Raw genomic sequence first — 11,877 nt, 5'->3', positions numbered from 1 at the left:
TGTAGATCACTGACTGAGGTCTCCGGCTTCCCGAAGACCCCGCAGGTCAGCGGCCGGTCAGAAGTTCGACGTCACATTACTCAACACCCGATCGAGCGTCGCCGGGTCGCTGGAGTTGTACGCCGTGGCGTCGGTCGCCTCGGAGATCCGCCGCAGCGCCCCCTGGTCCGCGCCCGTGCCATAGGCGATGGTGAACACCCGCACCCCGCTCGCCCGGTCGAGCCGGCCGAGCAACTGGTCGAGCGAGAGGCCGCGGGTGCTGTCGTCGTTCTTGCCGTCGGTCAGGACCACCACCGAGTTGATCGCATCGCCCTGCCGCTGCCCGCGGACATGGGCGAACGCGGCGGCCACGGTGTCGTACAGGCCGGTGTCGCCGCGCGGGGTCAGCCCGTTGATCCGGGACTTGAGCAGGCCCCGGTGCGCGTCGGTCATCGTGCCGACCGGCACCACCGGCCGGTAGTCGATCCGGCCGCTCAGCCCGGTGGAGAACTCCCACAGCCCGACCCGGTCGACCCCGACGAACCGGTCGGCCGCCTTGACCAGCGACTGCTTGGCCAGCGCCATCCGGGTGCGGCCCGTGCCGCCCGCGGGCTCGTTCATCGAGCCGGAGACGTCCACCACGAAGAGCACGTTCGCCCGCTTGCGCAGCAGTTCCCAGCTGCGCAGCATCCGGTCCAGCACCTCCGGGGCGGGCGGCGCGATCATCTTCCGCGGCTGGTCGGGCAGCAGCCCGTTGGCCTGCGTGGTGCGCATGCCCGCCCGGTTGTCGTAGCTGCGGAACGCCTCCCGGCCGAAGGCGGCCTGCGTCTCCGTCCCGCGCAGGTGGTTCAGGAAGTCGGTCGCGAGCCGCTGCCGGCGGGAATCGCCGCCGGTCAACGTGACGTAGGGGTGGTCGGAGACGAGCGTGCCCTCCTTGGGGTAGATCGCCACCAGCGGGGTGCGCGGCTTGGGGTTCCGCCCGGCCAGCTTGGGGTCGCCCGTCGGGTTGCCCTGGTTGTAGTACCAGACGGAGGCCTCCTCGACCGCGACCGCCGAGACGTACTTCAGGCCTCCCCCGGTCGCGTCCGCCCGCCGCAGCCCCTCCAGGAACGTCAGCGTGGTGTCGCCGTAGTGCACGACCGCGCCCTCGACCCCCCGGACGTAGGACTGGACGTCGCCGCGGTCGAGGTCGGCCGCGGACAGGTCCGCGGACTTGCCGGTGGCCGCGAAGTAGGCGCCGACCGTCGCGTTCAGCCCGGAGGTGGAGAAGTTGGGGTCGGTCTTGCCGAGCTTGAACGCCCCCCACTCGGGGTGCCCGTGGGCCGCCCAGCCCCGCGGGTCGCGCGACAGCCGCAGGATGTCGTCCCAGCCCAGTTCCTTGCCGGGCCAGCCGAGCGCCTGCGCCATCGGCCGGGGCATCGCGATCACCAGCGGGGACACCGCGATGCCGGGCGTCTCCCGGGGCACGAAGTCGGGCAGGCCGCGCTGGTCGAGCCGCTGCCGCAGCAGCGCCACCCAGCCGGAGCTGGCGGGCGACCACACGTCGGGCCGCGGGGAGCCGTCCACCTGGGGGTTCCAGCCGCGGGCGAGCGCGGCCATCGCCTCGCCGGAGGACTTGTTCCAGACCTTGACCTCGACGCACTCGCCGGCGACCTCGCGACCGCTGTACTCCTTGGCCGCGGCGGCGACGAGTCCGTACTTCTCCGGCGAGGACACCATGGTGAGGGTCGTCCCGGCGGAGCCGCAGCCGCCTCCGCCGGCCAGCACGACCACGACGACCAGCGCCGCGACCAGGCCCACCGCCACCAGCACCGCCACCGCCACGAAGGCGCCGGCCCGGCTACGCCGGCGCCGGGGCGGGACCGGCGGCATTCCGCCGGGGTACATGCCACCGGGCGGCGGGTAGCCGGGCGGCGGGAACCCCGGCGGAGGGCCGGGCGGCGGCCCGGCGGGGGGCGGGTTGTACACGACACCTCCAGGGGACGCCCTGCGCTGAGATGGGCGAGATCACCGTAGTCCGCCAGATCACGGAAAAGGGTGACTTCGCCGACGTAGACGGGATCCGGCCACCCGCCGGTTCCCGGCCACCGACGAAACCCAGCGGTATGCGGCAGAAATCAGCGGAACGTACGGGGCGTGTCACCAGGTGTCGACGAAACCCCGGCGCTCGGGCGGCACGGGCAGGTCGCGGAACGCCATGGTGATCCACCGGCGGGTGTCGGCCGGGTCGATGACGTCGTCGATCTCGAACACGGTCGCCACGCTGAGCGCCTTGCCGTGCTCGTACGCCGCCCCGACCAGCCGCTCGAACTCCGCGGCGCGCTCCGCCGGGTCCTCGATCGCCGCCAGCTCGCGGCGGAAACCCAGCCGGACCGCCCCCTCCAGCCCCATCCCGCCCAGCTCGCCGGTGGGCCAGGCCACGGTCGCGACCGGCACCTTGAGGCTGCCGCCCGCCATGGCCTGCGCGCCCAGGCCGTACGCCTTGCGCAGCACGACCGCGCAGATCGGCACGCGCAGGTTCGCCCCGGTGACGAACAGCCGGCCGAAGTGGCGGACGGTCGCGGTCTCCTCCGCCGCCGGGCCGACCATGAACCCCGGGGTGTCGACCAGCGAGACCACCGGCAGCCCGTGCGCGTCGCACAGTTGCAGGAACCGGGCCGCCTTGTCGGCCGCGTCGCGGTCGATCGCCCCACCCAGCTGCGCCGGGTTGTTGGCGATCAGCCCGAGGGGGCGGCCCTCGACCCGGACCAGGGCGGTGACGATCCCCGCGCCGAACGCCCGGCGCAACTCCAGCACCGAACCGGTGTCGGCCAGCCCCTCGATCACGGCGCGGACGTCGTAGACCCGTTTACGGTCCTCGGGGATCAGCCCGCGCAGCGCCCGCGGGTCGGGGGCGGTCCACTCCCGCGCCGGGCCCTGGAAGTACGCCAGGTACCGCCGGGCCATCTCGACCGCCTCGGCCTCGTCGGCGACCGGCAGGTCCACCACCCCGTTGGCGGTCTGGACGGCGGCCGGGCCGATCTCCTCGGGGGTGAACACGCCCAGCCCCCCGCCCTCGATCATCGCCGGGCCGCCCATGCCGATGTTGGCGTCCGCGGTGGCGATCACCACGTCGCAGCAGCCGAGCAGCGCCGCATTCCCGGCGAAGCACCGGCCCGCCGCGATCCCGACCAGCGGCACCCGGCCGCTCAACCGGCCGAACAGGTGGAACGCCATGCAGTCGAGGGACGAGATCGAGGCGGTGTCGGTGTCGCCGGGCCGGCCGCCGCCGCCCTCGGCGAACAGCACCACCGGCAGCCGCCGCCGCTCGGCAAGCTCGAACATCCGGTCCTTCTTGAGGTGGTTCACCGCGCCCTGGGTACCGGCCAGGACCATGTAGTCGTAGGACAGGACGACGGCCGGCGCCCCGTGGACGTCGCCGACCCCGGCGACCAGCCCGTCGGCGGGGGTCCTCTCGATCAGCTCGGCGAGATCACGGCGACGGCGCTGCGCGGCGACGGCCAGCGCGCCGTACTCGGTGAACGTGCCGGGGTCGCACAGGTCGTCGATGTTCTCGCGGGCCGTGCGGCGGCCGGTGCCGTGCCGCCGGGCCACCGCCTCCGGGCGGGCCGCGTCCAGTCCGATCTCGTGCCGGCGCAGCGCCTCCGCCAGGTCGGGCCGGATCCGGTCCACCCCGCCGGTGGCGGGATCGTCCGCGGGCCCGGCGGTGGCGGCCGCCACGGCGGTCTCCTCCAGGTACAGCAGGGGCTGGCCCTCGGCGACGGCGTCGCCGGGCGCCACGGCGGGTCCGCGGACGATCCCGCCGACGGGCGCCTCGACCACGTGCTCCATCTTCATGGCCTCGAGGACGACCAGCGGCCGGCCCGCGCCGACCTCCTGCCCCTCGGTCACCTCGACGCTCTCGACCGTGCCGCCCATCGGTGCGGCGACGGGTATCGGTGCCGTGTCGGCCATGTGCCGGTCTCCTTCCGCCGCCGCACAGCGTGGCATCCCGCCCGCCGCGCCGCCCGGCCGGGGCCGGCCCGGGCGTCAGCCCTGCACGACGGCGCCGGCGGCGATGAGCTCCTCGACGTCGTCGAAGCCCAGGTCGGCCAGCACGTCCCGGGTGTGCGCGCCCGGCGCCGCCGGGGGCCCGCCGATTCCGGCGGCCGTCCGGGAGAAGCGGGGGGCCGGGGCGGGCTGCAGGTGGCCGTCCTCCTCGACGAACACCTCCCTGGCGGTGTTGAAGGGGTGCTCGGCGGCCTCGCGCAGCGACAGCACCGGGGCCACGCAGGCGTCCCCGGGCAGGAAGACCTCGGTCCACTCGTCGCGGGTCCGGGCCTTGAACGCGGCGGCGAACCGCTCGCGCATCTCCGGCCAGCGGTCGCGGTCGTGCTGGCCGGGCAGGTCGGCGGACTCCAGGCCGAGCCGCCGGATGAACTCGGCGTAGAACTGCGGCTCGATCGCGCCCACCGCGACGTGCCGGCCGTCGGCGGTCTCGTACACGTCGTACCAGGGGGCGCCGGTGTCGAGCATGTTGACGCCGCGCTCGTCCTGCCACACCCCGCCCGCCAGGAAGGCGTGGATGAACGTGGTCAGGTGTGCGGTGCCGTCGACGATCGCGGCGTCCACCACCTGGCCCCGGCCGCTGGTCTTGGACTCCAGCAGCGCGGCCAGCAGGCCGACGATCAGGTACATGCTGCCGCCCGCGAAGTCGCCGAGGAGGTTCATCGGGACCTGCGGCGGGCCGCCCGCGCGCCCGATCGCGTGCAGCGACCCGCTGACCGCGATGTAGCCGACGTCGTGGCCGGCGCTCTGCGCCAGCGGGCCCTCCTGGCCCCAGCCGGTCATCCGCCCGTACACCAGCCGGGGGTTGCGGGCCAGGCAGTCGTCGGGGCCCAGCCCGAGCCGCTCGGTGACGCCGGGGCGGAAACCCTCGATGAGCAGGTCGGCCCCCTCGACCAGGCGCAGCACCACGTCCCGGCCCCGCTCGTGCTTGAGGTCGATCGCGATCGAGCGCTTGCCCCGGTTGGTGAAGTCGGCGGGGTCGGTGCGGCCGCCCACCGCGGCGGTGGCGCGGTCGACCCGGATCACCTCGGCCCCCAGGTCGGCCAGCAGCATGGCGGCGAACGGACCGGGACCGATGCCGGCCAACTCGATCACTCGGACACCGGACAGCGGACCCTTGCCCATGGACGACTCCCTCTCGTGCGGCCGGCGAAACGGTGGCCGGCCCGTCCAGTCTGCACGATCGAAGTAAGCGATCGCTGACCGACCCCGGGTTCACCGGGCGTAGGAGAGGACCACCTTCTCATGCGGGCGGCGGCGCGGCCGCGGGCCGGTGGCCCGTAGCAGGCCACGCTCGAACCTGACGCCGACCAGCGGGCCGCGGGCCCGGGGCTCCTTACCGGGGCTGGCGGCGGCCAGGTAGAACCAGCGCCGGGCCGGCGAGCGCCACCAGGTGCCGCTCAGCGCGGCGTCGGACCGGTCGCCGCAGTCACCAGTGGCGTGTCGCCGCCCGTTCTCCAGCAGCGTGGCGCGCGCCGTCGAGCCGCCACTGGCGTACCGGTACCGGGCGCACACCCACTCGGCCGCGCGGTCGCCCCGGTCCGGCAGCGCGCCCGTCCAGAACCGCCAGGCCTCCGCCGTGGTGATCTCCCGCCCCGGCTCCCGGCCCGCACCGCAGGCCAGCCGCTCCCACTGCCGCAGCCCGGCCGGGCCGACCTCGGGCGCGCCGCCGCCGCTCCGGTAGGTGACCGGGGTGGGCCGGGCGCCGTCGCTCAGGTCGGCCACGGCGTCCGCCCGGTCGGAGGACCGCAGTTCGAGTACCGCCCCGCAGCCGGCCGCGGCGTGCACCGGCCCGGCCACCCCGCCCTGCACCGGTACCGCCGTGCCGCGGGCCGTCCGCACCTGCGTGGTCCACGGGGCGACGAGGTAGCGGCCCCGGCCGAGCGCGAACGGGCTGTTCGGCTCGGCCGCCGAGATCGGCCGCACGGACGGGCGGGCGTTCGTCCCCGCGAAGCGCGCGACCCGGTCGCCGTCGCGCAGCAGCACGGTGGGGACGCCGTCGAGCCGGCCCGCGTACAGCAGTTGCGGCCGGCCGGACGGCCGCCAGGCGGCCAGCGCCCGGTCCACCACGGCCTGGTCGTGCACCAGGTCGCCGCGGGCCGGCCAGGCGTCCAGCTTCCGGTCGCCGCGCCGCCAGTCGTCCGGGGCCGCCGCGGTCACCCGCACGCCCCGCTCCGCCGCCGAGCCGGTGGGGCCACCGGTCTCGGTGGCGACCAGGGCGGCGAGCAGGGCGGCGGTCAGCAGGGCCGCCGCCGCCAGCGGGAGCGGGGACCGCCGCCGCACCGGCCGGCCGGGCACCAGCTCGACCGTCGCGGGGTCGGGGAGGTCCGCGGCCTCGGCCGCGTCGAGCGCGGGCTGCGGGTCCGGCACGCCGAGCGCGACCAGCTGGTCGCGGACCGCGTACCGGGGCGTCCGCTCAATGCGCCGCAGCACGTACGCCGCCCGGGCCGCCGGGTCGAGCCCGTCCAGCACCTGGGTGAGGGTCGGGTCGGGCAGCCTGCCGGGCAGCGCGCGCAGCCAGGGGCCGAGCCCGATCCGCAGCCGCCGGGGCGGGTCCATGGCCCGGCGCAGGACCCGGGTGCGGGTCTTGGCGTAGGTGCCCCTGGGGCGGTGCGCCAGCGCGCCGTCCACGATCCGCCGGGCGACCGCCAGCCGGTAGACGCGCCGGCCGGTGCCCGGCTGCACCAGATACGCCAACCGGACCAGCTCTCGATACCGCCTCTCCTGCAGGGGGGTCGGCTGTACGTCTTGCGGCATGGGAAGACTCCTCGGGGCCCGCGATTCACCAGCGGCCCGAGGCTAGGAAGATCCGGCCGGGCGGAGCGCCCAGTTGAACGAAAGATTACCCTTCGCAGGGGTTCGGTTACCGTTGGTGGCGAAGTCGTCGCCGGTGAAGCGGGCGAACCGGGCGGAGTTTTCCCTCCTTACCGGACCGAACGGACCGATCCACTACGACGTCATATCTCACGACGGCCTGGTGAACGGCCGGGACATGGCACCCTGGTGATCTCACCCAGACGGACCCCGAGGGCAGACGTGGATACAGCGAGCATCGGCGACATGTGGGACCTCGTGTTCGGGCGTCAGGACGACCCTCCGTGGTGGCTGGTCATCCTCGTCGGCGTCATCGCCTTCGGTGCCGTGCTGCACGGTCCCACCTGGCGGCTGGCCCGCAACGTGGTGACGATCGCGCACGAGGGCGGGCACGCGCTGGCCGCGCTGGTCACCGGCCGCAAGCTGGACGGCATCCGGCTGCACTCCGACACCTCGGGGGTGACGGTCTCGCGGGGCAAGCCGCACGGTCCCGGCATGGTATTCACCGCCCTGGCCGGGTACCTCACTCCCCCGCTGCTGGGGCTGGCGTTCGCGGCGCTGCTCAGCGTCGGGCGCACCGTGCTGATGCTGTGGGCCTCGATCGCCCTGCTGCTCGCGATGCTCGTCATGATCCGCAACGCGTTCGGGGTGGTGTCCGTGGTCGGCACCGGCGCGATCGTCTTCCTGGTGTCGTTCCTGGGCACCGACACGGTGCAGGCCGGGTTCGCCTACCTCGCCGCCTGGTTCCTGCTGTTCGCCGGGGCCCGGCCCGTGGTCGAGCTGCAGCGGATGCGCTCCCGGCGGCAGGCCCCCTCGTCGGACGCCGACCAGCTCGCCCACCTGACCGGGGTGCCCGGGCTGGTCTGGGTGAGCCTGTTCGCGTTCGTCGCGGTGGCCGCGCTGCTGGCCGGAGGCCAGTTGCTCGCCCCCGACTCCTCCACCCTCTCCCTCCCTGACCTGCCGGGATTCTGAGCGGAGCGGCCGAAGCGGCGGCGTCCGGAAATGTCACCCGGCCCCGATAGCTTCGAGGGGTGAGTGATCGCTGGGGTCGTGATCAGGTCCTCGGGCTGGCGCCCGACACCGCGGCGGTCAAGGCCGCGACCACCGTGGCGAAGCCCGCCAAGTGGGCCCGCGCGGGCTGTGACGAGCAGGCCGTGTGGGGCGAGTGCGCGGGCAGCGGCGCCTCGGTCTACCGCACGTCCGCCGACCTGGCCGAGCCCGCGTTCCGGTGCACCTGCCCCAGCCGCAAGTTCCCCTGCAAGCACGCGCTGGGTCTGCTGCTGCTGTGGAGCGACGGCACGATCGACCCGGCGGCCCGGCCGGCCTGGGTCGCCGAGTGGCTGGACGCCCGGGCCGAGCGCGCCGGGCAGGCCGAGCGCAGCCGCGAGCGCACCGCCGCCAGGGCGGCCGACCCCGAGACCGCCCAGCGGCGCGAGCGGCGCGTCGAGGAGGGGCTGGCCGAGCTGGGCCGCTGGCTGCGCGACCAGGTCGCGCAGGGGCTCTCCGGCGCCGAGTCGGCCTCCTACCAGGCGTGGGACGACGTCGCCCGGCGGCTGGTCGACGCGCAGGCCGGGGCCGTCGCGGGACGGGTCAGGGAGCTGGCCTCGATCCCGCACGGCGGCGGGCGCGCCTGGCCCGAGCGGCTACTGGCCGAATACGCGCTGCTGCACCTGCTGGTCCGGGCCTACGAGCGGGGCGACGACCTGCCGCCGGACCTGCGGGCCACGGTGCGTTCCCGGGTCGGTTTCACCGTGCCGCAGGAGGAGGTGCTGGCCGGGCCCCGGGTCCGCGACCACTGGTACGTGGCCGGCAGCCACGACACCGAACAGGACAGGCTCGTCACCCGCCGGGTGTGGCTGCGCGGGCGGGCCACCGGCCGGCCCGCCCTGGTGCTGTCGTTCGGCGCACCGGGCCGGCCACTGGAGGCATCCCTGCCCGTCGGCTCGCTCATCGACGCCGACCTCGCCTTCTACCCGGGGGCGCAGCCGCTGCGCGCGCTGATCGCCGAGCGGCACGGGCCACCACACCAGGGCCCGCCGGGCGGCGGCCGGGTGCTCGACCTGCTCGACGAGTACGCCGCCGGGCTCGCCCGCGACCCCTGGCTCGACCGCTGGCCGGCGCTGCTGGCCGGGGTCCGCCCGGCCCGCGCGGACGGCGTCCCCCACGTGGTCGACGACCGCGGCGACGCCCTCCCGCTGCTCGGGCCGGTGCCCTGGCGGCTGCTGGCGATGTCCGGCGGGCGGCCCTGCACCGTCGGCGGCGAGTGGACCCCCGCCGGGCTGCGTCCCCTGTCCGCCTGGCGCGAGGACGAAGGAGTGATCCTGCTGTGACCGCCTGGAGCGATCACGTCACCACGGCCCTGCTCGGCACCCGCCGCCGGCCGCTCCCGCCCCACCCTGTCCTGGCGCCCGCCCTGGCCGGCGGCCCGGCCGCGAACGCACCCGCCGGGACCGGCGACGCCGCCGCGGGCGCCCTGCTGGAGCAGGCGGCCCTGCTGACCGTGCGGCGGCGGGCGGGGCTGCTGCCGGGGACGGCCGAGCCGATCGCGCCCGCCCCCGCCGAGTCCCTGCCCCCCGCCGGGCTCGCCGCGGCGGGCCGGCTGGCGCGGATCCTGGCCGGCGAGCAGCCGAGGATGCTCGCCGAATGGCTGGACGCCGCCGCCGGGCGCGGGCTGCGGGTGCCCGCCCCGCTCCTGCCCGACCTGCTCGAACGGGGCCGGTCCGACCGGGCACTGCGCCCGGCCATCGCCCGGGTGGCGGGCCGCCGGGGCGTGTGGCTGGCCCTGCAGCACACCGGCTGGGCCTACCTGGTCGCCGAGAGCGGCGACCCCGGCGACGACCCCGAGGTCTGGCAGACCGGCACCCGCAGCCAGCGGGTCGCCTACCTGGTCCGGTTGCGCGGCGACGATCCGGCCGCGGCCCGGGAGGCGCTGGCCGCCACCTGGTCGGGCGAGCCCGCACCCGATCGCACGGCGTTCCTCGGCACGTTCGCCCAGGGCCTGTCGCCGGCCGACGAGGAGTTCCTGGAGGCGGCCCTCGACGACCGCGGCAAGGACGTCCGGCAGCTCGCCGCCGACCTGCTGGCCCGGCTGCCCGGATCGGCCTACGGGCGGCGGATGTCCGAGCGGGCGCGCGCCTGCGTGCGGGCCCGGGAGCGCACCGTCCGGGGGCGCCGGCAGACCTGGATCATGGTGCGGGAGCCCGAGGAGCACGACGAGGGGATGGCCCGGGACGGCATCCCGTTCCACCCGCCGGGCTCGTTCGCGCCCGGCTCCGGCCCGCCGCTGGGCGCCCGGGCGGGCTGGCTGCGCGAGATCCTGGCCCGCACCCCGCTGCCCTGCTGGACCGAGCTGTTCGGGCTGCCGCCGATGGAGGTGGCCTGCCTGCCCATCGCCGACCACACCGAGGACGTGCACGTCGGCTGGGCCCGGGCGGCGATCCGGCAGCACGACGCCGGCTGGGCGCGCGCCCTGCTGAAGGCCGCGGTGGTGACCGAGCGGGCCGACGAGCTGACCGGCCTGCTCGGGGTGCTGCCCGCGGCCGAGCGCGAGACGGCCGGCGCCGACCTGGTCCGCCGGGTCCGCTGGATGGACGAGATCGGCGAGATGACCCTGCTGCTGGACCGGTTGCCCGGGCCGTGGACCGGCGCGCTGGCCGACGCCGTGCTGGAGGTCGTCGAGGACATCCTGACCGGCCGGGCCCCGACCCGCTCCAGCCGCAGCGACCACCTCGTACTGTCGAGGTTGTGCGAACGCGCCGACCGGTGGCTCGACCCGGCGGTGGCGCCCCGGCTGGAGGCCCTCGCCGCCCGCCGCCCCGACCACCAACCGCTGACCGAGCTGACCGAGGCGCTGCGCTTCCGCCTGGACATGCTGCGCGAACTCGACGAGTGAACCCCTGCCCACCGCAACCGCCTGAGGAGCCCTCCGTGACCCGTTCGGAGTCCGGTGCCACCCCCGAAGCCGCCGTGCTGCGACCGCACGCCGAGCAGCAGTACGCCGCCGAGCTGGCCCGGCTGGCCGAGCACGACGACCGCCCCCGGCCGCCCGGCTGGCGGCTGTCGCCCTGGGCCGTCACCACCTACCTGCTGGGCGGCGAGCTGCCCGACGGCAGCGCCGTCACCCCCAAGTACGTCGGGCCGCGCCGGCTGATGGAGGTCGCGGTCGCCACCCTCGCCACCGACCGCGCGCTGCTGCTGCTCGGGGTGCCGGGCACCGCCAAGACGTGGGTGTCGGAGCACCTGGCGGCGGCGGTCAGCGGCGACTCGACGCTGCTGGTGCAGGGCACCGCCGGTACCCCCGAGGAGGCCGTCCGGTACGGGTGGAACTACGCGCGGCTGCTGGCCGAGGGGCCCTCGACGGCGGCGCTGGTGCCGAGCCCGCTGATGCGGGCGATGCGCACCGGGGCGGTGGCCCGGATCGAGGAGCTCACCCGGATGCCCTCCGACGTGCAGGACGCGCTGATCACCATCCTGTCGGAGAAGACCCTGCCCGTCCCGGAGCTGGACACCGAGGTGCAGGCCGTGCCGGGCTTCACCGTGATCGCCACCGCCAATGACCGCGACCGGGGCGTGAACGAGCTGTCCAGCGCGCTGCGCCGGCGGTTCAACACGGTGGTGCTGCCGCTGCCCGCCGGGGTGGACGAGGAGGTCGACATCGTGGCCCGCCGGGTCGACCAGCTCGGCCGGGCGCTGACCCTGCCCGAGACTCCGGCCGGGCTGGCCGAGATCCGCCGGGTCGTCACGGTCTTCCGGGAGTTGCGCTCCGGCCGCACCGTCGACGGCCGGACCACGGTGAAGTCGCCCAGCGGCACGCTCAGCACCGCCGAGGCCATCTCGGTGATCACCAGCGGCATCGCGCTCGCCGCGCACTTCGGCGACGGGGTGCTGCGGGCCGCCGACGTGGCGGGCGGCATCGTCGGCGCGGTCGTCCAGGACCCGGCGTCCGACCGGGTGATCTGGCAGGAGTACCTGGAGACCGTGGTCCGGGAGCGCCCCGAGTGGCGTGACTTCTACCGCGCCTGCCGCGAGGTGTCCTGA

The 11,877-nt window shown here is 75.7% G+C and carries 8 protein-coding genes; 4 read left to right on the top strand and 4 right to left on the bottom strand.

The window, feature by feature from the left end; all coding sequences use genetic code 11:
* Positions 1-57 precede the first annotated feature (57 nt).
* The 4 genes from DPM19_RS29465 to DPM19_RS29450 all read right to left on the bottom strand — a co-directional run bounded on the left by DPM19_RS29465 (position 58) and on the right by DPM19_RS29450 (position 6,783).
* Complete coding sequence (locus tag DPM19_RS29465) at positions 58-1,947, bottom strand: substrate-binding and VWA domain-containing protein (protein WP_233510909.1); 1,890 nt, start codon at positions 1,945-1,947, stop codon at positions 58-60.
* A 171-nt stretch (positions 1,948-2,118) separates the two neighbouring features.
* Positions 2,119-3,933, bottom strand: a complete 1,815-nt coding sequence (locus DPM19_RS29460) for a carboxyl transferase domain-containing protein (protein ID WP_111871313.1) — start codon at positions 3,931-3,933, stop codon at positions 2,119-2,121.
* 75 nt (positions 3,934-4,008) lie between these two features.
* Entirely contained in the window at positions 4,009-5,151 is a 1,143-nt protein-coding gene (locus tag DPM19_RS29455) for a CaiB/BaiF CoA transferase family protein (RefSeq protein ID WP_111871312.1), read from the bottom strand.
* 90 nt (positions 5,152-5,241) lie between these two features.
* The gene (locus DPM19_RS29450; RefSeq protein WP_146779041.1) at positions 5,242-6,783 is read right to left on the bottom strand and encodes a hypothetical protein; all 1,542 of its coding nucleotides are present in this window, start codon (positions 6,781-6,783) and stop codon (positions 5,242-5,244) included.
* Between the two features lie 303 nt (positions 6,784-7,086).
* Between DPM19_RS29450 and DPM19_RS29445 the strand changes: the two genes are divergently transcribed.
* The 4 genes from DPM19_RS29445 to DPM19_RS29430 are packed head-to-tail and all read left to right on the top strand — an operon-like array spanning position 7,087 to position 11,877.
* Positions 7,087-7,812 carry a M50 family metallopeptidase gene (locus DPM19_RS29445; RefSeq protein ID WP_111871310.1) on the top strand — a complete coding sequence of 242 codons (726 nt, stop codon included), beginning with the start codon at positions 7,087-7,089 and terminating at the stop codon, positions 7,810-7,812.
* Positions 7,813-7,871: 59 nt separating this feature from the next.
* The gene (locus DPM19_RS29440) at positions 7,872-9,170 is read left to right on the top strand and encodes an SWIM zinc finger family protein (protein ID WP_111871309.1); all 1,299 of its coding nucleotides are present in this window, start codon (positions 7,872-7,874) and stop codon (positions 9,168-9,170) included.
* Positions 9,167-10,732, top strand: coding sequence for a DUF5691 domain-containing protein (locus DPM19_RS29435; RefSeq protein ID WP_111871308.1), 1,566 nt, complete (start codon positions 9,167-9,169; stop codon positions 10,730-10,732). The genes DPM19_RS29440 and DPM19_RS29435 overlap by 4 nt, the downstream gene beginning before the upstream one ends.
* A 35-nt stretch (positions 10,733-10,767) precedes the next feature.
* Entirely contained in the window at positions 10,768-11,877 is a 1,110-nt protein-coding gene (locus DPM19_RS29430; RefSeq protein WP_111871307.1) for an ATP-binding protein, read from the top strand.

The sequence above is a fragment of the Actinomadura craniellae genome (assembly GCF_003289645.1).
GTDB classification, from domain to species: Bacteria; Actinomycetota; Actinomycetes; order Streptosporangiales; family Streptosporangiaceae; genus Actinomadura_D; species Actinomadura_D craniellae.
This window is presented reverse-complemented; position numbering and strand designations above follow the sequence as displayed.

What these genes read in the sequence shown, in the direction of transcription:
- DPM19_RS29460 (WP_111871313.1), bottom strand. Translation starts at nt 3,933, where the DNA reads ATGGCCGACACGGCACCGATACCCGTCGCCGCACCGATGGGCGGCACG.
- DPM19_RS29455 (WP_111871312.1), bottom strand. Translation starts at nt 5,151, where the DNA reads ATGGGCAAGGGTCCGCTGTCCGGTGTCCGAGTGATCGAGTTGGCCGGC.
- DPM19_RS29450 (WP_146779041.1), bottom strand. Translation starts at nt 6,783, where the DNA reads ATGCCGCAAGACGTACAGCCGACCCCCCTGCAGGAGAGGCGGTATCGA.
- DPM19_RS29445 (WP_111871310.1), top strand. Translation starts at nt 7,087, where the DNA reads ATGTGGGACCTCGTGTTCGGGCGTCAGGACGACCCTCCGTGGTGGCTG.